Source organism: Streptomyces sp. NPDC087310, assembly GCF_044744405.1.
Lineage (GTDB): Bacteria > Actinomycetota > Actinomycetes > Streptomycetales > Streptomycetaceae > Streptomyces.
This window is the reverse complement of record NZ_JBIUYF010000002.1, coordinates 508,731-532,617: the sequence shown is the minus strand read 5'-3', so window position 1 is coordinate 532,617 and position 23,887 is coordinate 508,731. Positions and strand designations below refer to the sequence as shown.

The 23,887-nt window shown below is 73.6% G+C and carries 12 protein-coding genes; 8 read left to right on the top strand and 4 right to left on the bottom strand.

Translation table 11 applies throughout. The features are described from left to right. The first annotated feature begins 23 nt into the window (after positions 1–23). Both ACIO3P_RS08120 and ACIO3P_RS08115 read left to right on the top strand, forming a co-directional pair. Entirely contained in the window at positions 24–1,250 is a 1,227-nt protein-coding gene (locus tag ACIO3P_RS08120) for a histidine kinase (protein WP_329828026.1), read from the top strand. Then, positions 1,247–1,948, top strand: a complete 702-nt coding sequence (locus ACIO3P_RS08115) for a response regulator (protein WP_401785670.1) — start codon at positions 1,247–1,249, stop codon at positions 1,946–1,948. The genes ACIO3P_RS08120 and ACIO3P_RS08115 overlap by 4 nt, the downstream gene beginning before the upstream one ends. A 48-nt stretch (positions 1,949–1,996) precedes the next feature. Here ACIO3P_RS08115 and ACIO3P_RS08110 read toward each other — a convergent pair whose 3' ends face one another. Continuing rightward, positions 1,997–3,001, bottom strand: a complete 1,005-nt coding sequence (locus ACIO3P_RS08110; RefSeq protein WP_329828024.1) for a Gfo/Idh/MocA family oxidoreductase — start codon at positions 2,999–3,001, stop codon at positions 1,997–1,999. A 101-nt stretch (positions 3,002–3,102) separates the two neighbouring features. On the opposite strand from ACIO3P_RS08110, the gene ACIO3P_RS08105 reads away from it, so the two are divergent. The 6 genes from ACIO3P_RS08105 (at position 3,103) to ACIO3P_RS08080 (ending at position 8,921) form a co-directional block, all read left to right on the top strand. Next, positions 3,103–3,924, top strand: coding sequence for a GntR family transcriptional regulator (locus tag ACIO3P_RS08105; RefSeq protein WP_329828023.1), 822 nt, complete (start codon positions 3,103–3,105; stop codon positions 3,922–3,924). Between the two features lie 130 nt (positions 3,925–4,054). Then, positions 4,055–5,068, top strand: coding sequence for a sugar ABC transporter substrate-binding protein (locus tag ACIO3P_RS08100; RefSeq protein ID WP_329828022.1), 1,014 nt, complete (start codon positions 4,055–4,057; stop codon positions 5,066–5,068). Then, on the top strand, positions 5,065–6,087 hold the full coding sequence (locus ACIO3P_RS08095) for an ABC transporter permease (protein ID WP_329828021.1): 1,023 nt from the start codon (positions 5,065–5,067) through the stop codon (positions 6,085–6,087). The genes ACIO3P_RS08100 and ACIO3P_RS08095 overlap by 4 nt, the downstream gene beginning before the upstream one ends. Next, positions 6,084–6,899 carry an ATP-binding cassette domain-containing protein gene (locus ACIO3P_RS08090; RefSeq protein ID WP_329828020.1) on the top strand — a complete coding sequence of 272 codons (816 nt, stop codon included), beginning with the start codon at positions 6,084–6,086 and terminating at the stop codon, positions 6,897–6,899. The genes ACIO3P_RS08095 and ACIO3P_RS08090 overlap by 4 nt, the downstream gene beginning before the upstream one ends. A 265-nt stretch (positions 6,900–7,164) precedes the next feature. Then, positions 7,165–8,322 carry an ROK family glucokinase gene (locus ACIO3P_RS08085; protein WP_401848501.1) on the top strand — a complete coding sequence of 386 codons (1,158 nt, stop codon included), beginning with the start codon at positions 7,165–7,167 and terminating at the stop codon, positions 8,320–8,322. After that, positions 8,319–8,921, top strand: a complete 603-nt coding sequence (locus tag ACIO3P_RS08080; RefSeq protein WP_329828018.1) for a hypothetical protein — start codon at positions 8,319–8,321, stop codon at positions 8,919–8,921. Before ACIO3P_RS08085 ends, ACIO3P_RS08080 begins: the two co-directional genes overlap by 4 nt. Before the next feature lie 19 nt (positions 8,922–8,940). Here ACIO3P_RS08080 and ACIO3P_RS08075 read toward each other — a convergent pair whose 3' ends face one another. From ACIO3P_RS08075 to ACIO3P_RS08065, 3 genes are all read right to left on the bottom strand, one after another. After that, positions 8,941–10,167, bottom strand: coding sequence for an FAD-dependent monooxygenase (locus ACIO3P_RS08075; RefSeq protein WP_401848502.1), 1,227 nt, complete (start codon positions 10,165–10,167; stop codon positions 8,941–8,943). A gap of 8 nt (positions 10,168–10,175) precedes the next feature. Next, positions 10,176–17,498 carry an amino acid adenylation domain-containing protein gene (locus ACIO3P_RS08070; protein ID WP_401848504.1) on the bottom strand — a complete coding sequence of 2,441 codons (7,323 nt, stop codon included), beginning with the start codon at positions 17,496–17,498 and terminating at the stop codon, positions 10,176–10,178. Between the two features lie 61 nt (positions 17,499–17,559). Then, positions 17,560–23,862, bottom strand: a complete 6,303-nt coding sequence (locus ACIO3P_RS08065) for an SDR family NAD(P)-dependent oxidoreductase (RefSeq protein WP_401848505.1) — start codon at positions 23,860–23,862, stop codon at positions 17,560–17,562. Positions 23,863–23,887: the final 25 nt, after the last annotated feature.

Sequence of the window (23,887 nt, the reverse complement as noted above, 5' to 3'; positions counted from 1 at the left end):
GCCACCTGCGTAAATTGGGTGGCATGACACGTACGGACTACCCCTGGCTGCTCCCCTCGGAGATGATCGATCCCCGAGGTCCCGAGCTGCCCGGCGACCGCGGCAGGGCCCGGCCGCGCCGTACGGTGCGCGACTGGATCATCGACACGCTGATGTTCGTCGTCGCCGCGGGCGTCGGGCTGCTCGCCGTCGAGACGCTCCAGAAGGCCCACAACCCCGAGCTGGTCGACGCCTTCGACCTGATCGCCGGGTTCCTGGCCTGCTGTTCCCTGTGGCTGCGGCGGATCCGGCCGGTGGAGCTGGCGATCGTGCTGTCGGTCGTGAGCATGGTGGCCCCGCTCGCCGGAGGGGCCTCGCTCGTCGCGGTGTTCTGTGTGGCCGTGCACCGGCCCTTCCGGCCCGTGCTGATCGTCAGCGCGGTGGCCCTGGTCACCGGGTTCGCCCAGGCGTACATCCGCCCGGATCCCACCTCCACTCTCACCTTCCTGCTCGTCGCGACCGTGGTCCTGCTCCTGCTGTCGGTCGGCTGGGGCATGCTCGTACGGTCCAGGCGCCAGCTCGTCGTCGCGCTGCGCGAGCGGGCGCTGCGCGCCGAGGCCGAGGCCGGACTCCGCGCCGAGCAGGCCCAGCGGCTGGCCCGTGAGGCCATCGCCCGCGAGATGCACGACGTGCTCGCGCACCGGCTGACGCTGCTCAGCGTCCACGCGGGCGCCCTGGAGTTCCGGCCGGACGCCCCGGCGCCCGAGGTCGCCAGGGCGGCCGGGGTGATCAGGGACAGCGCGCACGACGCCCTCCAGGACCTGCGCATGATCATCGGGGTGCTGCGGGCGCCGGACGGCGACGAGAGCGACCGCCCCCAGCCCACCCTGGTCACGCTCGACGAGCTGGTCGCCGAGTCCCGCAGGGCCGGTATGGCGGTCGACCTGGACAACCGGGTCGCCGATCCGGCCGCCGTGCCCGCCGCCGTCGGCCGTACCGCGTACCGCATCGCGCAGGAGGCGCTGACCAACGCCCGTAAGCACGCGCCGGGAACCGGCTCCAGCGTCGAGGTCAGCGGCGGCCCGGGGGACGGGCTCACCGTCGAGGTCCGCAACGCCGCACCCACCGGCGCGGTGGCGAAGGTCCCCGGCTCGGGGCAGGGACTGATCGGACTGACGGAGCGGGCCGCCCTGGCGGGTGGCCGGTTCGAGCACGGACCGACGGGCGACGGCGGCTTCGCCGTCCGCGCTTGGCTACCGTGGGCCGCATGACCATCAGGCTGATCATCGTCGACGACGACCCGCTGGTCCGCGCCGGACTGACCTTCATGCTCGGCGGCGCCGACGACATCGAGATCGTGGGGGAGGGGGCCGACGGCACCGAGGTCGCCGCGCTGGTCGAACGGACCGCGCCCCACGTGGTGCTCATGGACATCCGGATGCCCGTCATGGACGGGCTGGCCGCCACGGAGACCCTGCGGCGTCTCCCGGGCGCCCCCGAGGTCCTCGTGCTGACCACCTTCCACGCCGACGAACAGGTGGTACGCGCGCTGCGCGCCGGGGCCGCCGGGTTCGTCCTCAAGGACACCCCGCCCGCCGAGATCGTCGACGCCGTACGGCGGGTGGCGGCCGGTGACCCGGTGCTCTCGCCCGCCGTCACCCGCCAGTTGATGACCCAGGTGGCCGGTCCGGGCGGGGGCACGGGGGCGGGCGCGGAACAGGCCGCCACCGGCCGCAGGGCGAGCGCGGCGAACCGGCTCGCGACCCTCGGCGAGCGGGAGCGGGAGGTCGCGCTCGCCGTCGGCCTCGGCCGGTCCAACGCGGAGATCGCCGCCGGCCTCTACATGAGTGTCCCCACCGTCAAGGCCCATGTCTCGCGCATCCTGGCCAAGCTCGACCTCAACAACCGGGTCCAGATCGCCCTGCTGGTGCACGACGCGGACCTGGCCCCGGACGGCGGCGAGCTCTGAAGGGCCGGGAGCGCGACCCCGCTCCGGACCCTTCAGAGCTCGCCGCTCTCACCCCCCGGCGATCTCCGTCAGCGCCACCGGACGGTGCTCGCTCCGCGACAGCTCGCACGCCTCCGCGATCCGCAGCGCGTGCAGCGCCTCCCGGCCGTCGCACGGATTCGCCAGCTCACCGTTGACGACCTTCACGAACGCGTCCAGCTCCGCCTCGTACGCAGGGGCGAACCGCTCCAGGAAGCCCGGCCACGGGTTGTCGCAGGCCGGCGGGCCCTTCGGCTCGGTCGAGGTGATCGGCGTACGGTCGTCGAGTCCCACCGCGAACTGGTCCAGCTCGCCAGCGAGTTCCATCCGTACGTCGTAGCCCGCCCCGTTGCAGCGGGTGGAGGTCGCGGTCGCGAGCGTCCCGTCGTCCAGGGTCAGGACCGCGGCGGCCGTGTCGATGTCCCCCGCCTCGGCGAAGATCGCGGGGCCCGCGTCCGAGCCCGTCGCGTACACCTCCACCACCTCGCGCCCGGTCACCCAGCGCAGGATGTCGAAGTCATGGACCAGACAGTCGCGGTACAGACCGCCGGAGAGCGGCAGGTACGAGGCGGGCGGCGGCGCCGGGTCCGAGGTGATCGCGCGTACGGTGTGCAGCCGGCCGAGCCGCCCCGACCGTACGAGCTCACGCGCCGTGCCGTACCCCGCGTCGAAGCGGCGCATGAAGCCGAGCTGGAGCGCCGTGCCCGCCGACTCCACCTCGTGCAGCGCGGCCAGCGTGCCCGCCAGGTCCAGGGCGATGGGCTTCTCGCAGAAGCAGGGCAGTCCGGCGCGCGCGGCCCGGCTGATCAGTTCGGCGTGGGACGAGGTCGCCGACGTGATCACCACGGCGTCCACGCCCCACGAGAAGATCTCGTCCACGGAGGGCGCGGCCGTGGCGCCGATCCGCTCGGCGACCCGCGCCGCCCGTGCCGCGTCCATGTCCGCGACGACCAGGGATCCGACATCGCGATGGCGGTTGAGTACGTCCGCGTGGAAGGTGCCGATACGGCCGGTGCCGATGAGTCCGATGCGCATGGCCCCAAGGTGGCCGTACCCTGATCACCGTGTCAAGGCTTTGTCCTGACAACCGGACTTCTCTACTTCCCGTCAACAGGGCATGCGACTACGCTCGGCCCGTGCCCCATCAGCCGAGATCAGTCCGAACCGGACAGGAGACGACCGGCCGGGCCGACCCCGTCGGCCCGGAGCCGGACCTTGCCCCGCAGCTCAGGCTCGGCGTCGACCGCACCAGTCCCGTACCGCTCTACTTCCAGCTCGCGCAGCAGTTGGAGGGTGCCATCGAGCGCGGCAGGCTGGCGCCCGGCAGCCTGCTCGGCAACGAGATCGAACTCGCGGGCCGGCTCGGACTCTCCCGCCCGACCGTCCGCCAGGCCATCCAGTCCCTCGTCGACAAAGGACTGCTCGTACGCCGCCGGGGCGTCGGCACCCAGGTCGTGCACAGCCAGGTCAAACGCCCCCTGGAGCTGAGCAGCCTCTACGACGACCTGGAGGCGGCCGGCCAGCGCCCCGCCACCCGCGTCCTGCGCAACACCCTGCACCCCGCCACCGCCGAGGTCGCCGCCGCGCTCGGGGTGCCGGAGGGCGCGGAGGTGCTGCTCGTGGAGCGGCTGCGGTACGCGCACGACGAGCCGATGGCGTATCTGCGCAACCATCTGCCCGCCGGCCTCCTCGACTGCGACACACGGCGCCTCGAAGCCACCGGCCTCTACCGGATGCTGCGCTCCGCCGGGATCACCCTGCACAGCGCGCGCCAGACGGTCGGGGCGCGGGCCGCCACCACCGAGGAGGCCGAGGTGCTGACCGAGCCCGCCGGGGCGCCGCTGCTCACCATGGAGCGGACCGCCTTCGACGACACGGGGCGGGCGGTGGAGTTCGGCTCGCACATCTACCGGGCCTCGCGGTACGCCTTCGAGTTCCAGCTCCTCGTCCGTACGTAACCGCCTCGCCACCGCCCCGCGGTACCCGCTGGCCACCCCCCGACCAGCCATGACCGATACTTGGGCGGCCGGGTTCCGCACGGACGAGCCCCGGCCGCACCGAGGAGTACAGCAAGAAGGGCACGGCGTCGTGGCAAGGGTTCGGACAGGGGTACGCGCGCTGAGCGCCGTACTGGCGGCGGTGCTCGGGGCCACGGCCCTCGCCGGATGCAGCAGTACCGGCGGCAAGCGCGCCGAGGAACGGGCCCAGCAGGCCGCCCAGGGACGGGCCGCGGTGGACACCCCGCGGTGGACCGTGGCCATGGTCACCCACTCGGGCAGTGGCGACACCTTCTGGGACATCGTGCAGAACGGCGCCAAGCAGGCCGCCGCCAAGGACAACATCAAGTTCCTCTACGCCAACAGCGACGAGGGCCAGCAGCAGGCACAGCTCGTGCAGTCCTACATCGACAAGAAGGTCGACGGGCTGATCGTCACGCTCGCCAAGCCCGACGCCATGAAGGCCGTCGTCGCCCAGGCCACCCGGGCCGGCATCCCGGTGATCACGGTGAACTCCGGCGCCGCCGAGTCCAAGAAGTTCGGCGCGCTCACCCATGTCGGCCAGGACGAGACCATCGCCGGCGAGGCCGTCGGCGAGGAACTCGACCGGCGCGGCAGGAAGAAGGCGCTCTGCGTCATCCACGAGCAGGGCAACGTCGGCCACGAGCAGCGCTGCGCCGGGGCGAAGGAGACCTTCGGCGGGCAGATGCAGAACCTGTACGTCGACGGCACCAACATGCCCGACGTCCAGGCGTCCATCGAGGCCAAGCTCCAGACCGACCGCTCCGTCGACGCCGTCGTCACCCTGGGCGCGCCCTTCGCGGACGCCGCCGTCAAGGCCAAGGAGACCGCGGGCAGCAAGGCCGAGATCGACACCTTCGACCTCAACGCCAAGGTCGCCGCCTCCCTGACCTCCGGCACCCTCGGCTTCGCCGTCGACCAGCAGCCGTACCTCCAGGGGTACGAGGCGGTCGACCTGCTCTGGCTCTACCGCTACAACGCCGACGTCCTCGGCGGCGGGCGCCCGGTGCTCACCGGACCGCAGATCATCACCAAGAAGGACGCCGGGGCGCTGGAGAAGTACACGGAGCGGGGCACCCGGTGAGCGCGGACGAACGCCTGCTGCACACCTCCCCGCTCCGGGGGCTCCTCGGCCGGCCCGAGCTGGGCTCGGTCGTCGGCGCGGCGGCCGTCTTCCTCTTCTTCGCCTTCGTCGCCGACTCGTTCCTCCAGCTCTCCAGCTTCGGCACGGTCCTGTACGCGGCGTCCACGATCGGCATCATGGCCGTCCCGGTGGCGCTGCTGATGATCGGCGGCGAGTTCGACCTCTCGGCCGGTGTGATGGTGACCAGCTCCGCGCTGGTCTCCTCGATGTTCAGCTACCAGATGACGGCGAACGTCTGGGTCGGCGTCCTGGTGTCGCTGCTGGTCACGCTCGCGTTCGGGGTCTTCAACGGGGTCATGCTGACCCGTACGAGACTGCCCAGCTTCATCATCACGCTCGGTACGTTCCTGATGCTCACCGGACTCAACCTCGGTGTGACGAAGCTGATCAGCGGCACCGTCTCGACCAAGACGATCGCCAACATGGAGGGCTTCCCCTCCGCCCGGAAGGTCTTCGCCTCCCAGCTCACCCTCGGCGGCGTCGACCTGAAGGTCACCATCCTGTGGTGGGCCGGGCTGGTCGCCCTCGCCACCTGGATCCTGCTGCGCACCCGCCTCGGCAACTGGATCTTCGCGGTGGGCGGCAACGCGGACGCCGCCCGCGCCGTCGGCGTCCCCGTGGAGCGGACCCGGATCCTGCTCTACATGGGCGTGGCCTTCTGCGCCTGGATCGCCGGGCAGCACCTGCTCTTCTCGTTCGACGTCGTCCAGTCCGGCGAGGGCGTCGGCAACGAGCTGATCTACATCATCGCGGCCGTCATCGGCGGCTGTCTGATCACCGGCGGCTACGGTTCGGCGATCGGCTCCGCCGTCGGCGCGTTCATCTTCGGCATGACGAGCAAGGGCATCGTGTACGCCGAGTGGAACCCGGACTGGTTCAAGTTCTTCCTCGGAGCGATGCTCCTTCTGGCCACCCTGCTCAACGCGTGGGTGCGCAAGCGCGCGGAGGCGTCACGATGACCGCACTCGTCGAACTGGACGACGTCAGCAAGTACTACGGCAACATCCGCGCCCTGGAGGGCGTCTCGCTGGAGGTCCACGCCGGTGAGATCACCTGCGTCCTGGGCGACAACGGGGCCGGCAAGTCCACCCTCATCAAGATCATCGCCGGGCTGCACGGCCATGACGCGGGCGACTTCCTGATCGACGGCGAGAAGGCGGCGCTCTCCTCCCCGCGCGACGCGCTGGACCGGGGCATCGCCACCGTCTACCAGGACCTCGCCGTGGTCCCCCTGATGCCGGTCTGGCGGAACTTCTTCCTCGGCTCGGAGCCGCGCAAGGGGTACGGGCCCTTCAAACGGCTCGACGTGGCACGGATGCGCGAGACCACCCGCGCCGAGCTGCTGCGCATGGGCATCGACCTGCGCGACGTCGACCAGCCGATCGGCACCCTCTCCGGCGGCGAGCGCCAGTGCGTGGCCATCGCCCGCGCCGTCCACTTCGGCGCGAAGGTCCTCGTCCTGGACGAGCCGACCGCCGCCCTCGGGGTCAAACAGTCCGGGGTGGTCCTCAAGTACGTGGCCGCCGCACGTGACGCGGGACTCGGAGTGGTCCTCATCACGCACAACCCGCACCACGCGTATCTGGTGGGCGACCGCTTCGTCCTGCTCAAGCGGGGCGTCATGGCGGGCAGCCACACCAAGGACTCGATCACCCTGGACGAGCTGACCCGGCAGATGGCGGGCGGCTCCGAGCTGGCCGAACTCAGCCATGAGCTGGAGCGCGCCCCCACCCCGAGGCTGAAGAAACCCCCGGCGGGCGACGAGGACTGACCCGGGGCGGGCCTGCCCCGCCGGGACCGGTACGGGTACGGCGCCCCCGGACACGGGCGTGGCGCCGCCCGCCGGGCCGCACAGCGACCCCGCCCGCCCCGGATGGCACAATCTGGCAGGGCGGACACCCGTCCGCCGCCGCTGCCCACCCGGGCCTGGCGGCCCCCGACCCCGCAGGGACGACACGACTCGTGCGAGCACCCAGCCGCCGCCCCACTCGGTACGGCACGACCGATCCGACGGACGACACACGAGGAGCGGGCCGATGAGTACGTACCGTGACATCACCCACCGCGGTACGGCCCGCGCCACCGTGCTGCGGACCGTCGGCACCCGGGAGCGCCGCTCCCTGCTGACCGCGCCCCGCGTCCCGACCGTCGGCATCGACATCGGCGGTACGAAGGTGATGGCCGGGGTCGTCGACCCGGACGGCAACATCCTGGAGAAGATCAGGACCGAGACGCCGGACAAGTCCAAGAGCCCCCGCGTCGTCGAGGACACCATCGTCGAGCTGGTCCTCGACCTCTCCGACCGCCACGACGTGCACGCGGTGGGCATCGGCGCGGCCGGCTGGGTCGACGCCGACCGCTCCAAGGTGCTCTTCGCACCCCACCTCGCCTGGCGCGACGAACCGCTCAGGGACGCGCTCTCCTCCCGGCTCGCCGTCCCCGTCATGGTCGACAACGACGCCAACACCGCCGCCTGGGCCGAGTGGCGCTTCGGCGCCGGACGCGGCGAGGACCACCTCGTCATGATCACGCTGGGCACCGGCATCGGCGGCGCCATCCTGGAGGACGGCCGGGTCAAGCGCGGCAAGTTCGGGGTCGCCGGCGAGTTCGGCCACATGCAGGTCGTGCCCGGCGGCCACCGCTGCGCGTGCGGCAATCGCGGCTGCTGGGAGCAGTACAGCTCCGGCAACGCCCTCGTACGGGAGGCCAGGGAGCTGGCCGCCGCCGACTCACCCGTCGCGTACAACATCATCGAACGCGTCAAGGGCAACGTCCAGGAGATCACGGGCCCGCTCATCACCGAGCTGGCCCGCGAGGGCGACGCCATGTGCATCGAGCTGTTCCAGGACATCGGGCAGTGGCTCGGCGTCGGCATCGCCAACCTCGCCGCCGCCCTCGACCCGTCCTGCTTCGTCGTCGGCGGCGGCGTCAGCGCCGCCGACGACCTGCTCATCAACCCGGCCCGCGACGCCTTCCGCCGTAACCTCACCGGCCGCGGCTACCGCCCCGAGGCCCGGATCGCCAAGGCGGAACTCGGCCCCGAGGCGGGCATGGTCGGCGCCGCCGACCTCTCCCGGCTGGTCGCCCGGCGCTTCCGCCGCGCCAACCGCCGCCGCGTGGAGCGCCATGAGCGGTACGAGCGGTACGCGCAGGTGATCCGCACCGCCCGCCCCGGCCAGGAGCCGCCGGCATGACCGGGGACCGGACCGGACCGGGCGCCGCGCAGGACCCGGAGGAGGCCGCCGTGATCGGGGCGAAGCCGCCCGAGGACCGCCGCCACCGCAACCGCCGCCGCTGGCTGACGGCGATCGTCATCGTGCTGCTCATCGGCATCCCGGCCGGGTACCTCGCGATCTCGGCCGGGCAGAGCCGGGACAGCGGCCGGAACAAGGAGATCGAGTCCTCGGCCACCGGCCTCCAGGAGATGCGCCCCTCCAAGATGAAGCGGCGCGTCTTCGAGGTGCCGATCCCGCCGGGCTCGTCCCGTATCCGCTACTACGAGACGAGCAACTGGAAGACCAGCCGGCTGTACGTCCAGTTCGACGTGACCTCAGGGCGTCTCGACGCCTTCCTCACGGAGATGGGCACCAGCCGCTCCGCCCTCAAGGACGGCGAGATCACCATCAGCCCCCGCGACCGGCACACCGTCGGCTGGGACTTCGACCTCCCCGGTCACGACCTGGCGGGGCTCCACCACCGGCAGCAGAGCCCGCGCCCCAGCCAGGACGTCGTCGTGGACCTGACCGACCCCGGGTTCCCCCGGGTGTACGTGGTCTCCACCACCACCCCGTGACCGTCCCGGCGCGCCCCGGTCACCGGTCCGCACCCGCCCGCGCGGACCCGTCGTCCGCGCCGAAGCGGGGAGGCTCGTACGTCATCGCCTTCTCGAAGGGGCGCATCAGCAGGGACGTCGGCGCGTAACGCATCAGGGTGTCGCGCACCGCCGTCGCCAGCGGGCGCTCCTCCTGCTCGTTCCTGCTCAGGGAGTAGGAGTTGTCGACCAGCCATCGGGTGCGGTCGCGGCGGGCCGCCTCGTACGCGCGCAGCCCGGCCGCCGGGTCGGACGCCGCCGCGCAGCTCCGCGCCAGGACCACGGCGTCCTCGATCGCCGTGCTCCCGCCCTGGGCGAGGGCGGTCAGCATGGGGTGGGCGGCGTCCCCCAGCAGCGTCACGGGACCCTCGCCCCAGCGCTCCAGGAACGGCCGGTCCTGCGCGGGGACGGCGTGGACGGACTCCTCGGGGGTGGCCCTGATCACCTCGCCGACCACATCCGCCCAGCCGTCGAAGGCGCGGGCGATGTCCTCCTTGTCGCCCTTCCAGCCGCGGGCGGCCTCGGCGGACATGTTCCGCGTCCCCCACCAGTAGACCTGCCCCTGGCCGATGTCGTGCAGCCCGAAGCGCTGCCCCCGGCCCCAGTAGTGGCCGTTGAAGCCCGGGGTCAGTCGCGGATGGTCGAACGGGGTGACGGCGAGCCAGCAGAGGTAACCGGCCTCCCGGAGCTCCTCCGGTCCCGCCAGTTGTCTGCGGACCGCCGAGTGGATGCCGTCGGCGCCGATGAGCAGGTCGGCGTGGGCTTCCCGCCCGTCGGCGAACCGGACCCGTACCCCGTCCTCCTCGACGGTGTACCCCGTGGCGGCCGACCCCAGACGGATCGGGCAGTCCCCGGCCGCCTCCAGCAGGGCCGCCTGAAGCTCACTGCGGGAGACGCACACGCTCGGGGCGCCCAGCCGCTCGGTGAGCTCCCGGTAGGGCAGCGTCTTGATCCGGCCGCCCGTGCGCGTCATCAGCTCGGCGGTCTCGATGACCCGGCCGCGCTCCGCCAGGCGCAGATCGATGCCGAGCGAGGCCAGCGCCGTCATGGAGTTGGTCATGACGGACAGGCCGGTGCCCGCCGGGCGCAGCTCGCCCGCCCGCTCGTGGACCTCGACGTCGATGCCCACGCTGCGCAGCGTGACGGCCGCCGCGAGGCCGCCGATCCCGGCGCCCACGACGATCGCCGTCCTGCGACGGGTACCGCTCGTTCCGTTTCCGCTGCTCATGTCCGCCGTCACCGCTTTCCTCGGATTCCGTTGCCGGTGCCCGGCAGGCTCGCCGTCACCAGATGAGTGATCTGCTCCGCCACGTACTTCACGTACGGCTCCTCCACGACCCGCAGATGGTCACCGGGGACGTCGACGACCTCGATGTGTCCGGTCGTCCTGGTCCGCCAGCCGTTCGTGGGGTCGCCGTGCAGGGAGCCCGCCCCCTCGTGCAGGGGCTTGAGCACGTCCGGCAGGTCGCCCTGGGCGTGGAGGAGGGTGAGGTCCAGCTCGCCGACCTCGGCCCGCTCGTCCATCAGCGCCTGGTAGTTCGCCTGGAAGACGGCGTGGAGACGGCGGGCCGCGTCGTGGGAGTCGCCGGGCGGAAGGATCCCGTTCCGCGCGGCGACCTCGGCCACGCGCCGGAACACCTCGTCCTCGGTACCGACCTCGCGGGTCAGCTCCTCGACGGGGGTGTCGCTCCCGCTGTCCGCCCAGAGGAGTTCCCAGAAGAAGAAGTGCAGCAGGGACACGTCGCTCACGTCCCGGGGGGCGTCCGGGCTGAGCGCGACCGTGTCGAGGAGGATCGGGGGCAGCACCTCCTGGCCGGCCCGCCGCAGCAGCCGCGCCATCTCGAAGGCGACGAAGCCGCCGAACGACCAGCCGCCGATGACGTACGGACCGGTCGGCCGCACCCGCCGGACGGCCTCGACGTACCGGGCGGCCATCTCGGGGACGGAGCGGTCCGGCTCGGTGCCCGGTACGAACCCGGCCGACTGGAGTCCGTAGAAGGGCTGGTCGTCGGGGAGGTGCCGGGACAGCGCCAGATAGCAGAGCACGTTGCCGCCCAGCGGATGGACGAAGAAGACCGGCGGCCGGCCGCCCTCCCGGCGGAACGGCACCAGTACGTCGCGGAGGCCGGACGCCGTGTCCGAGGTACGCAGGAGCTCAGCGACGGCGGCGGGCGTGGGGGCCGCGACGAGCCCGGACAGCGGCAGCCGCACACCGAGGCGCTGTTCGACCAGCATGACCAGGCGCATGGCGGTGATCGAAGTGCCCCCCAGGTCGAAGAGGCTGTCGTGGACGCCCGGCGCGGGGACGTCGAGCAGTTCGGCGAACACCTCCACGAGCGTCCGCTCGTACGCGTCCCGGGGCGGCCGGCCCTCCCGGGGCGCCGCCGCCGTCAGCTCGGCCGCGCGCAGCGCCGCGTCGTCCCGTTTGCCGCTGGGCGTGAGCGGCATACGGGGCAGCCACGTGTAGTGGGAGGGGACCAGGTACTCCGGCAGGGTCGCCCGCAGATCGTCCTTGAGCCGCCCGAGGTCGGTCAGCTCCGGGTCCCCCACGAGGAACGCGGCGAGGAAGGAGTCCGTCCCGCGCCGCCGGTCCACGACCGCGACCTCACGGACGCCGGAACCGTGCGCGGCGTGCCGGGCGACGGCGAGCTCCACCTCGGCGGGCTCGACCCGGAAGCCGCGTATCTTGACCTGGCTGTCGGCGCGCCCGGCGTGGACGACGGCGCCGCCCGGCAGGACGTAACCGAGGTCGCCGGTCCGGTACAGCCGCCGGTCGCCGCCGTCCGGATGCGGGACGAACCGCTCCGCGGTCAGCTCGGGCGCCCCGGTGTACCCGTCGGCCAGACAGGCGCCGCCGAGGTGGATCTCCCCCCTGACCCCGACCGGGACCGGCCGCATCCGCTCGTCCAGGACGAGGACCTCCGCACCGTCGATCGGCGTGCCGATCGGCGGCAGCGGCGGGAAGGCGGCCGGGTCGCCGGTCATGGTGAAGCTGGTGACGACATGCGACTCGGTCGGGCCGTACTGGTTCTCCAGGACCGCGCCCGGCAGCAGGGCGCACAGGCGGCGGATCTCCTCGCTCACCCGGAGCTGTTCGCCCGAGGAGACCAGCGTCCTCAGCCGGCGGGGCACCGGGCCGAGCGCGCACGCGGCCTCGGCGAGCTGCTGGAGGGCGACGTAGGGCAGGAAGATCCGCTCGACGCCGTGCCGGTCGAGGAGACGCAGCAGCGCCGGCATGTCGCGCCGTTCGTCGTCGGTGGCGAGGACGAGGGTGCCGCCGGAGCAGAGCGTGGAGTAGATCTCCTGGAACGAGACGTCGAAGCTGAGCGGCGCGTAACTCACCGTGGTGCCCCCGGCGGCGGCGCTGGGCGCGCTGTTCTGCCAGTTCACCATGGTGGCGAGCGAGCGGTGGGGCATCACCACGCCCTTGGGCCGGCCCGTGGAGCCGGAGGTGAACAGGACATAGGCGGTGCTGTCCGGATCCACCCCGGGGAGGCCGGGGCCGCCGTCGCGATCGTCCTCCATTACGTCCGTTACATCCGTTACCTCCGGTACGAGGTCCTCCGCGAGCAGCAGCGTGTCCGGGTCGCCGACCAGACCCGCGTGGGCGCGGTGCGCCACCACCCGTACCGGCCGCGCCTGTTCCAGCATCGCGGCGATCCGCTCCGCCGGGTAGCCGGTGTCCAGCGGCACGCACGCGGCGCCCGCCCGCGCGACGGCCAGGATCACCGCCACCGTCTCCGGCGCGCGGTCCATGGCGACACCGACCCGGGCACCGGCCCCCGCGCCGAGGCCGGTCAGCCGCCGGGCGATCCGGTCCGCGGCCCGGTCCAGTTCCCGGTAGGTCCACCGCCGGGTCCCCTGCACCACGGCGACGGAGTCCGGGGCGCGGGCGGCCTGCCCCGCGAAGAGGCGTACGACGTCCACCGGCGCCGCGGGCTCCGGGGCGCGTACCGCGGGCGCGACGGCGAGCGGGCCCGCGGTGGCGAGGAAGCCGAGGTCGGCGGGGTCGTGCGGGCGGTCGAGGACACGGGTGAGGATCTCGGTGTAGGCGCGGGCGACCAACTCCGCCTGTTCGGGGGTGAAGAGGCGGCCTTCCCCGTCGATACGCAGCCAGAGACCGCCGTCGCCCGGGTCGGTGACGGCGTTGACGAGGAGCTGGAAGTCGGTCTCCTCGAAGGTGCGCACCGACCGCAGTTCGACGGCGGGGTGGTCGAGAGCCTCCGCCAGGACATGGAAGTTGACGTAGTTGAACGCGGTCCGCACGGCCGGTCCGTGCGGGGAGTCCTCCTGGATGGCGCTGAGCGGGTAGTGGCGGTGCGGATGGCTGCGCCGCTCCTCACGGTGGGCCTCGCGGACCGCGGCGAGCCAGGTGGAGGCGGCGTCGTTCATCCGGACGGGGATGGTGTGGACGAACAGACCGGCGGTGCGGTCGCCGTCGGCGCGCTCCGGACGGCCGTGCGTGAGCAGCCCCGTGGTCAGGTCGTGCTGCCCGGAGAAGAGCCGCAGCGTCAGGCAGTGCGCCGCGAAGAGCACGGACTTCACGGAGACGGCGTGCGCGCGGGAGAAGGCGCCGACCCGGTGTTCCAGCCCCGCGGGCAGGGTGGCCCGGTGGGTGACGAAGCCGCTCGGCCCGGTCACCGGCGTGGCGGGCCGGAAGCCGTCGAGGCCGACGCCCCGCGCGCCGTCCAGCCGCTCCTGCCAGTACCGCCGGTCGTCCGCGGACTCCAGGGCCGCGCGCTCGGCGAGGACATGGTGGGCGGGGGAGGGCGGCGGGCCGTCCTGAGCGGGGTCCGTACGCTCGCCCAGGGCGCGCAGATGCTCCTCCAGCAGCTCCCGCAGCAGGCTCGCCACACTGCCGCCGTCGAGCAGCACATGGTGGAAGCTGAGCACCAGCTCCACGGTCTTCTCGCGGACATGGACACGGAAGTGGCAGAGCGGCCCGGTCGCCATGTCGTAGCTGTGATGGCGCTGCCGCTCGATGTGCTCGTCGATGACCGCGTCCGCCTCGGCCTCCGGAAGGCCGCGCTGGTCGACGACGAGGAGCCCTCCCGTCGCCTGACGGTGGACGATCTGGAGCGGTTCGCCGTGCCCGCCGAGGTCGATCGAGGAACGCAGCGCGGGGTGACGGGCGACGAGCCGGTCGAACGACCGCCGGAAGGAGGACTCGCACCAGGGCAGCCGGAAGGAGTAGTGGAAGACGTCGTGGTAGACGGCGGACCCTTCCCTGGCCGAGCTGTGGTAGATCAGCCCGAGCTGGAGCCGGGTCAGCGGGAACGCGTCCTCGACGTCCCCCGCCCGCAGCAGCCGGGCCCGTGACTCCTCGGGGATCAGCGCGAAGGGGGCCAGGTCCGCGTCCTGTTCGCGCGCTCCGGTGGTGCAGCGGGTGGCCAGGGCCGCCACGGTCGGATGCTGGACCAGGTCGTTCGGGGCGAAGTGGACGCCGAGCCGGGCGGCCCTGGCCTGGATCCTGATGGTCAGGAGGGAGTCGCCGCCCAGCGCGTAGTAGTCGTCGTGGATGCCGACGTTCTCCTGCCCCAGCACCTCGGACCAGACGGAGACGAGCGTCGCCTCGGTCCCGTCGCGGGGCTCGGCGGCCTCCTTCCCGGACGTCCCGCCCGCGGTCGGGGGCGCGGGCAGGGCGCGGCGGTCGGCCTTGCCGTTGGGGGTGAGCGGAACGCGGTCGATACGTACCAGATACGCCGGGATCATGAACTCCGGCAGGTTCAGGGCGAGATGGGCGCGCAACGCGGCGTCCTCGGCCGGTTCGTCCGCGACGTAGTACCCGACGAGCTGGGTGCCGCGTGCCGACGTCACACTGGTGACGACGGCGCCGCGCACGCCGGGGGCGGTCGCCAGATGGTGCTCCACCTCGCCGAGTTCGATCCGGTTGCCGCGGATCTTCACCTGCCCGTCGATCCTGCCGAGGTACTCGATGGTGCCGTCGGCGAGCACCCGCGCCAGGTCCCCGGTGCGATAGAGGCGGCCACCGGGGGCCGAGGGGTGCGCGGTGAACTTCTCCCGGGTCAGCTCGGGGCGGCCGAGATAGCCGCGGGCGACGCCGGCCCCCGCCACGCACAGCTCGCCGGGCACCCCGAACGGCTGTGGCTCGTCCTGGTGTTCACCGAGCACGTACAGCTCGGTGTTGTCGATCGGCCTGCCGATCGGAATCCGCGCCACGGGATGCGCGGGGTCGGCCGGGCACGCGAACCAGGAGACGTCGACGGTCGCCTCGGTCGGCCCGTAGAGGTTCACCAGCTCCGGCGCCGGCCGGTCGCCGTCGCCCGCGCCGAAGATCCGGTTGAACTGGTCGACCCGGGAGGGCGGCAGGGCCTCGCCGCTGCAGAAGACGTACCGCAGCGAGCGGACCTCGGCGCGCGACTCCGGCGACTCCTCCAGCAGATCGAGGAACGGGCCGAGCATCGAGGGCACGAAGTGCGTGACGGTCACCCGCCGTTCGGCGACGGTACGCGCCAGCGCCCGCGGGTCCTTCTCGGCGCCGACCGGGGCCGGCGCGACCGCGGCCCCTTCGACGGCCCACCAGAACAGCTCCCACACCGAGACGTCGAACGAGATCGGCGTCTTGTGCAGGATCACGTCGTCCGCGCCGATGGGGTAGGCGCGCTGCATCCAGGCCAGCCGGTTGACGACCGAGCGGTGCTCGACCATGACGCCCTTCGGCCTGCCGGTCGAGCCCGAGGTGTAGATGACATAGGCGAGATCACGCGAGGTGGCGGTGGGCTCGGGCGGGGTGGCCGGGCCGTGCAGCAGCTCGCCGACCCGCAGCACCTCCGTAACCCCTGTCGGGTCCGTACCGCCCACGCCGGGCGAGCCGGGGCCCACCAGGACGACCTTGGCGCCGCTGTCCTCCAGTACGTATGCGATCCGCGCGGGCGGATGACCGGGGTCGACCGGTACGTACGCGCCCCCGGCCTTGAGCACGCCCAGCACCGCCACGAGCGTCAGCGGACCGCGCTCCAGCAGGACGGCCACCCGGTCGTCGGGGCGGACCCCGGACGCCCGCAGGGCATGGGCGACCTGGTTCGCCGCCGCGTCGAGCTCCCCGAAGGTCAACGGGGTGCCGTCCGTCGCGGTGCCCGGCCGCACCGCCTGGCGGTCGGGGGTGCGCGCGGCCTGCTCCTCGAAGAGGCTGTGCAGGGTCCGGTCGTCCGGGTACGCCACCCGGGGGCCGCGCGCGGCGCTCTCCAGGTTCCGGCGCTCGGCCGCGCCCAGCACGGGCAGCGTCCCGATCGGCCGGTCGGGGTGCTCGACCGCGCCCCGGATCAGGGCGGTGATGTGGCCGGCCAGCGCCCCGACGCGGAAGTCCTCGTCGAGGACGTCGCGCCCGTAGGTGAGGGTGATCCGCACGTCGTCGGTGCCCCGGGTGTGCAGGACGTGGACGGCGATGGCGTCCTGCGCGTGCGCGGGGGCGGACCCGCTGGTCTCGCGGACGAGACCGGCGACGGCGGGACTGGGGGGCATCGGCAGGTACGACAGCGTCACGTCGAAGAGCTGCGGCGCGCTCCCGCTGCCGCGCGGCAGCGTCCTGAGCACATCGCCGAGCGCCAGCCGTTCATGGCGCCGCAGTTCCTCGCCGCCGCTCTCCACGGCCTCGCCGACCTCGCGCATCGTCGCCGTACCGGGGGTCCTCACCCGCAGGGGAAGGATGTTGGCGAAGTGGCCGACGGTCGCCAGCTCCTCACCGGTCCTGCGGTTGAGCATGGGGATGCCCAGCACCACCTCCGGTACGCGGTGGATCCGGCCGAGATAGGCGGCGAACGCCGCGGCCACGACGGGGAACACCAGCCGCTGCTGCTCGCGCAGCCGCCGGACGAGGGCGCTCTCCACGGTGAAGGAGTACCGGCCGGTCGGGGAGTACGGGCCGTCCGACGGGGCGGCGGGCGCGGCGGTACGGGTGAACAGGGCGGGCACCGCGTCGGCGTGCGCCCCGCGGTGGAAGTCCTGGTCCCGCCGGAACTGCGGCGAGGCGGTGTAACGGGCCTCCTCGCCGACGAAGTCCACATACGACGGGGCCGCCCCGTCCCGGGGGGCGCCGCCCGCCTTCACCCGCCCGTACTCCTCGAAGACCTGCTCGGTGAAGAGGAAGATGCCGTAGCCGTCGGTGATGATGTGATGGGCCTTGACGACCAGATGTACGGCGCCGGGCCCCTCCCTGAGCAGCGTCAGCTCGAACATCCGGCCGCGGCGCAGCGGGAACGGGCGGGCCATCGACCGTTCGACCCAGGTGGCGCACGCGGCGCGCGGGTCGGGCTCGTCGGTGAGGTCCACGACGGCGACGAGAGCGCTGTCGGGGGCGGAGCCGACTTCGGGGTCCTTCCACTGGTGGGGTATCTCGTCCCGCGCGTCGAAGAACAGCGAGAACGCGTCGTTGCGCCGCACCGCCCGGGCCAGGCAGGCCCGGAGCGCGGGCACGTCGACCCGTCCCGTCAGACGTTCGTGCACGACACAGTTGAACTGCGGGTGGTTCTCGTCGAGGGCGCTCGCGACCCAGATGTCCCGCTGGTAGGCGGTCAGCGGCAGGCGCAGGGGATCGGACATTTCTCCTCCTCGGATGACAGGCTGGTGCTCATCGCCGCTGAACGCGGCGCGGCGGTCCCGGTCAGCGGGCGGACGGTGGCGCGGCCACCAGCTCCTCGACCAGCGCCCCGGACAGCGCCCGTACGGTGCCGTGGGTCCACAGCAGGGTCGGGGACAGCGTGGTGCCGAACGCGGCCTCCAGCCGGTTGCGCAGCTCCAGGCTCATCAGCGAATCCAGGCCGAGCGTCTTGAACGGCGTCTCCGGGCCGACGCGTTCCGGCGGGAGCCGCAGCACCCGCCCCGCCAGCTCGCGCACCGCGGCCTCGCCGATGTCCGCCCTGGCGTCCGGGGAGGCGCTGAGCAGACGGTCGCGCAGCCCGCCCGACGGCGGGGCCGCCGCGCCGCCGTCGGCCGCCGCGCGCAGCAGCTCCCAGCTCGGCAGCGCCGCGGTGTCGGGGTAGGCGTCGAACCACTGCGCCGGGTCGAGGGGTACGTAACCGACGACCGGCTCGTCGTGCTCCAGCATCCGCGTCAGCGCCGGCCATGCCTCGTGCGCGGGGAAGCCGCCCATGCCCCGTTCCGTGAGCCGGGCACCGCGCCGCTCGTCCGAGGCGGCGAGCCCGATGCCGGTGAACGGCCCCCACTGCACGCTCAGGGCGGGCAGGCCCCGGGCACGGCGGGTCTCGGCCAGGGCGTCGAGGTAGGCGTTGGCCGCGGCGTACGCGGCCTGCCCGGCGTTGCCGACCAGCGCGGCGGCGGAGGAGAACAGCACGAACAGGTCGAGCGGGTCCGCCGAGGTCGCCGCGTCCAGGTTGCGGGCGCCCACGGCCTTGGGCGCCAGCACGGCGGCGGTCCGGTCCGGGGTCAGCGTGTCGATCGTGGCGTCGGCGAGGACACCCGCGGCGTGGAAGACGCCCCGCAGCGGCGGCATCTCCTCCCGTACGCGGCGCAGCGCCGCGTCGAGGGACCGCTCGTCGGCGACGTCGCACCGTACGGTCTCCACCCGCGTGCCGGCCTCCCGCAGCGCCGCCAGGCGCCGTTCGGCGTCGGCGGTGGGGGCCGACCGGCCCAGCAGCGCGAGCGCGCCCGCGCCCCGGTCGGCCAGGAACTCAGCGAGGGACAGGCCGAGCGCTCCGAGGCCGCCGGTGACGAGGTAGGTGGCATCGGCCCGGAACCGGCCGTCCGGCAGCGGTACGGGCGCCACCGCCCCGACGGACTCCGGGTCGGTGAGGACGAACTTGCCGATGTGGTCGCCGTGGGACATCTCGCGCAGCGCGGTCGCGGCCTCGGCGAAGGGGTGGGTGCGTACGGGCAGCGGGGTCAGCCTGCCCTCGGTGATGTGCTCCCAGACGTCGGCGAGGATCCGGGCGAACCGCTGGGGCCGGCGCTCCATCAGCCCGGCCAGGTCCACGGCGGAGAAGCTGACGCCCTTGCGGAAGGCGTCCAGGGAGATCCGGTGGCCGCCGTGGATGTCCTTCTTGCCCAGTTCCACGAAGCGCCCGTCCTCGGCGAGCACGTCGAGACCGGCCTCGATGGCCGCCCCGGTCAGGGAGTTGAGGACGACGTCCACACCGCGTCCGCCGGTGGCGGCGCGTACCGCCGACGCCCAGCCGAGGTCCCGCGAGTCGAACACGTCGGTGACACCGAGGCCGGCCAGGTACCGGCGCTTGGCGGCGCTCCCGGCGGTGGCGACGACCCGGGCACCGAGGAGCCGGGCGACCTGGAGGGCGGCGAGGCCGACGCCTCCGGCGGCCGAGTGGATCAGGACGGTCTCGCCCCGCTCCAGGCGGGCGAGGTCGGCGAGCCCGTACCACGCGGTGGCCATCGCGAGCGGCAGGGCCGCCGCCTCCGGGTCGCCGAGGGCCTCGGGGACGGGCCTGGCGTGCTCGGCGCGTACGGTGACCTGGTCGGCCAGCGAGCCGAACGCACAGGCCACCACGCGGTCCCCGGGGCGGAACCCGGTCACGTCGGGGCCGACGGAGACGATCCGGCCCGCGCACTCCCCGCCGAGCAGCCGGGCGCTGCCCGTGGGGTCGGGATAGGTGCCGAGCGCCTTCATCACGTCGATGAAGTTGAGCCCGGCCGCGGTGACCTCGATCCCGATCTCCCCGGGCCCCGGCGGCCGTCCGGCCAGCGGGAGACACACCACGCCCTCCCACCGTCCCGGCAGCGTGGCGGCGACCCGGAACGGCCGGCGCGCGGCGCGCAGGGGCGGGCGAGTGGTGTCCGGTTCCCCGAAGCCGCCCGCCCGGGTGAGCCGGGCGGCCAGCCGGGTGTGTCCGCGCAGGGCGACCTGGTCCTCGCGGTCCGCGCCGAGGATTTCCACGGCGCAGGCCGCGGTCCAGCCCTCGTCGGCGGGGTCCACGTCGACGACGCGCGGCTCCAACTCCCCGTGCTCACGCCGCAGTACCCGGGTGTAGCCCCAGTAGAGGGCGGCGCCGGGGTCGGGCCGGTCCCCGGCGGTGGCCGCCTGGCCGAGGGGGGTGACCACGGTCAGCCGTGGTGCGGCGGGCAGGGCGGCGCAGGCACGGACGACGTCGGTGAGCGCGTCGAGCCCCCGCCGCTGGGCCGGGAGGCCCGCGTCGGCCGGGGGAGCCGCGAAGACGACGCCCGCGGCCTCGCGCAGACCACCGAGCGCGCCGTGCGCCTCCTCCGTGGTTACGCGGGTCACCTCGGCGCCCTCGGCCGTCAGCGCGTCGGCGAGCGGGTCGGCGAGGCCGCCCGGGTCGCCGCAGACGAGCCACGGTCCGCGCGGCGGGCTGACGTTCCGTGGCGCCCCGGCCACCTCGGTCCACCGCAGCCGGTGCAACCGGGCCGCGTCCGCCGCGTCGGATCCGGCGTCAGCGGCCAGCGCCGCCAGCCGCAGCCCCTCCATGGCCAGCACCAGCCGGCGTTCACCGTCGAAGACCCGTACGTCCACGATGCCGTCCTCGTGCCGGACGGCATGGGACCACACCCGGTCCACCGGCGGCCCCGCGGGGCGCTCCGGCACCCGGATCCGGCGTATCGCGGTCGGCACCAGGGCCGTGTCCGCCGCGTCCTCCTCGAAGAGCGCGAGCGAGACCTGGAGGGCGCCGTCCCACAGCGCCGGGTGCAGCGGATACGATCGCGCGCCGGGCAGCAGCGCCGCGTCGAGCACCGCCTCGCCCACCGCCTCGCGCCCGTCGGGACCCCGGTACAGCGCGCGCACACAGCGGAAGGCGGGCCCGTAGTCGAGCCCCCGCCCGGCGCACGCCTCGTAGAACGGCCCCGGCTCCGTGGCCCGCGCCGTGTCCAGCCAGCCGGGAAGGCCGGGCAGGGCCTCGCCGTCGTCCCGGTAGTCGGCGCGCGCCGTGGCGTGCTCGGTCCAGGCGGTGCCGCCCTCCGGCAGCGACAGGAGGCGGAAGCTGCCGCCTTCCGCGACATCGTCCCGCCACTCGGCGGCCAGCCGCTCGGGTCCCTCGCCGAAGGCGACCGCCGCGCTCAGGGTGATGTCGTGCAGGGCGCGCGGCGCCGAACCGGTCCTGGCCCGCGCGGTGTTCACCGCCAGCGCCAGGGTCGCGGCGCCCGGCAGGACGGCGGTGTCGTGCACCCGGTGGTCGGCGAGCCAGGGCAGGTCGTCGACGGCGAGTTCGGTGGTCCCGTGCCAGACGTCCCGCTCCCCGGGCGAGGGGGTGAGCCGGACGTCGAGGCCGCGGGCCGCCCCGGAGCGCGCCGCCGCCGTACCGTCGGGCAGCCAGTGGCGCTCCGGCCGCATCGGATGCGCGGGCAGCGGGACGGGACGGCACCGCGGCAGGCCGCCGAAGGGTTCCAGCCCTGCCGCGTAGCCGCGCGCGAGGGCGCGGGCGAACGCGTCGGGGCCGCCGTCACCCCGGCGCAGGGAGGTCAACGCGGCGGCGGGCCGCCCGTGTTCGGCGATCAGTTGCTCGACGGCCGGGGTCAGCACCGGATGCGGGCTGATCTCCACGACATGGCTGACACCGTGGTGCAGCGAGCGCGTCAACGTATCGGCGAACCGCACGGTGCCGCACAGGTTGTCCACCCAGTAGGCCGCGTCCATCCCGCCGCCGTCCATCGGCTCCCCGCGCACCGTGGAGAGCAGTTCGACACTCCCTTGCCCGGGAGTGGCCGCCGCCAGCTCGACCAGCAGGTCGTCGCGGAGCTCGGCCATCTGCGGGCTGTGCGAGGCGTAGTCGACCTGGACGAGACGGCAGTACGTACCGTCCTCCTCCAGCGACTCCTTCAGCGCGAGGACGGCGTCACCGTCCCCGGACAGGACGCAGGAGGTCGGCCCGTTGTGCGCGGCCAGCGCGACCCTGCCCCCGAAGGGTTCGACGGCGGCCAGGGCCGCGTCGCGGTCGAGATCCACGGCCAGCATCCGGCCGCGCCCGCAGGTCCGGCGGACGACCGCGCTGCGCCGTGCCACGACCAGCGCGCCGTCCTCGTACGACAGGATCCCGGCGACCGTGGCGGCGGCGATCTCGCCCTGGCTGTGGCCGACGACCACGTCGGGCTCGACACCGGACGCCCGCCACAGTTCGGCCAGTCCCACGGACATCGCCCACAGGACGGGCTGGAGTTCGTCGACCCGCTCCAGCCACGCGTCGCCGGACTTCCCGGTGAAGACGTCCAGCGGATCCCACGTCAGATGCGGACGCAGCGCCCGCGCACAGCGCTCCACGACCTCGGCGAACAGCGGGCTCTCCCGGTACAGCTCCTGCCCCATACCGCTCCACTGGGAGCCCTGCCCGGGAAAGACGAACGCGGTGCGGCCCCGGGCGACGGCCCGTCCCGTCACCACGGCCGCGTGCTCGCCGTCCTCGGGCCGTTCCGACACCTCCGTGAGCGCGGTGGAGAGGGCGTCGGGCGTGGTGGCGAGCAGCGCCGCCCGCACCGGGAGGTGGCCACGGCGCCAGGCGAGCGTCCCGGCCAGCGCGTGGACGGCCGCCTCGCTCTCCGGCACATGGTCCAGGAGCTGCGTGGCCCGCTCGGCGAGCACCGAGGGCGACTGGGCGGACAGCGGTACGAAGGCGGGCAGCCCGGTGGACGGGCGGCCGGACAGCCGGGTCCCGGCTCCGGTTCCGGTCCCGGTTCCGGCTCCGGCGGAGGGGAAGCCCTCCGTTCCCTCGGGCGGGGCGGCCACGACCACATGGGCGTTGGTGCCGCCCCAGCCGAAGGAGCTGACGCCGAGCCGGACGGGTCCGGTCCGCGGCAGTTCCAGCGGCTCGCGCACCACCCGAACGTTGAGATCGTCGAAGGGGATGTCCGGGTTCAGCACCTCGGCGTGCAGGCTCGGCGGCACGACCCGGTGCCGCAGCGCGAGCAGCACCTTGAACAGCGAGCCCATGCCCGCGGCGGCCTCCAGGTGCCCGATGTTCGTCTTGACCGAACCGATCGGGACGGGGCCGTTCGTACGGTGCCTGCCCACGGCCCGGCCGATCGCGGTGGCCTCCGCGGGGTCGCCGCGCCGGGTCCCCGTTCCATGGGCCTCGATGTAGGCGACGGAGTCCACGGGGACGGCGCCGGGGCCGTCCCCGTACACGCTGCTCAGCAACTCCTCCTGGGCGCGCGGGTCCGGTGTGACCAGGCTGTCGCCCCCGCCGTCGTTGTTCACCGCCGTACGTTCGACGACCCCGTGGATCCGGTCCCCGTCCGCCAGGGCGCGGTCCAGGGGTTTGAGACAGACGGCGGCCACGCCCTCGCCCCGGACGAAGCCGTTGGCGGAGGCGGCGAAGGCGGCGCAGCGCCCGTCGGGCGAGAGTCCGCCGAAGTGGGTGAGCCCGACGGAGACGTCGGGCGCCAGTATCAGATTGACCGCGCCGACGACCGCGGCGTCCACCTCGCCCTGCCGCAGCGCCTGTACGGCCAGGTGCAGGGCGACCAGGGAGGAGGAACAGCCCGATTCGACCGTGAGGCTCGGGCCGCGCAGCCCCAGGAGATAGCTGATCCGGGCGGCGAGCACATCCAGCGCGCCGCCGACCAGGCTGTGCTGCGTGGGCGGAACGCCGCGTTCCGTACGGAGGATCTCGTAGTCGTGCCACGAGGCGCCGACATAGACCCCGGTCCGGGAGCCTTCGAGATCCGCGGGGCGTAATCCGGCGTCCTCCACGGCGCGCCAGGCGGCCTCCGCGAGCAGCCGCTGCTGGGGGTCCATGTCGGCGGCTTCCCTCGGGGAGATCCCGAAGAAGCCCGCGTCGAACTGGTCTACCCCGTCGAGGAAGCCACCGACGGCCTGTACGTCCTTGCCGGGGGCGAGGGGAAGCGTGGCGTCCCAGCGGTCGGCGGGGACGGGGCGGACGGACTCCCCGCGCTCCGTCATGATCGTCCACAGACTCTCGGCGTCGGGCGCGCCGGCGAACCGGCCCGACATTCCGACAATGGCGATGACGTTCGCATTATCGTGCATATGATAATTTCGTCCTTTGCCCACG

What these genes read in the sequence shown, in the direction of transcription:
- ACIO3P_RS08075 (WP_401848502.1), bottom strand. Translation starts at nt 10,167, where the DNA reads ATGAGCAGCGGAAACGGAACGAGCGGTACCCGTCGCAGGACGGCGATC.
- ACIO3P_RS08065 (WP_401848505.1), bottom strand. Translation starts at nt 23,862, where the DNA reads ATGCACGATAATGCGAACGTCATCGCCATTGTCGGAATGTCGGGCCGG.
- ACIO3P_RS08070 (WP_401848504.1), bottom strand. Translation starts at nt 17,498, where the DNA reads ATGTCCGATCCCCTGCGCCTGCCGCTGACCGCCTACCAGCGGGACATC.
- ACIO3P_RS08080 (WP_329828018.1), top strand. Translation starts at nt 8,319, where the DNA reads ATGACCGGGGACCGGACCGGACCGGGCGCCGCGCAGGACCCGGAGGAG.
- ACIO3P_RS08085 (WP_401848501.1), top strand. Translation starts at nt 7,165, where the DNA reads ATGAGTACGTACCGTGACATCACCCACCGCGGTACGGCCCGCGCCACC.
- ACIO3P_RS08120 (WP_329828026.1), top strand. Translation starts at nt 24, where the DNA reads ATGACACGTACGGACTACCCCTGGCTGCTCCCCTCGGAGATGATCGAT.
- ACIO3P_RS08110 (WP_329828024.1), bottom strand. Translation starts at nt 3,001, where the DNA reads ATGCGCATCGGACTCATCGGCACCGGCCGTATCGGCACCTTCCACGCG.
- ACIO3P_RS08090 (WP_329828020.1), top strand. Translation starts at nt 6,084, where the DNA reads ATGACCGCACTCGTCGAACTGGACGACGTCAGCAAGTACTACGGCAAC.
- ACIO3P_RS08115 (WP_401785670.1), top strand. Translation starts at nt 1,247, where the DNA reads ATGACCATCAGGCTGATCATCGTCGACGACGACCCGCTGGTCCGCGCC.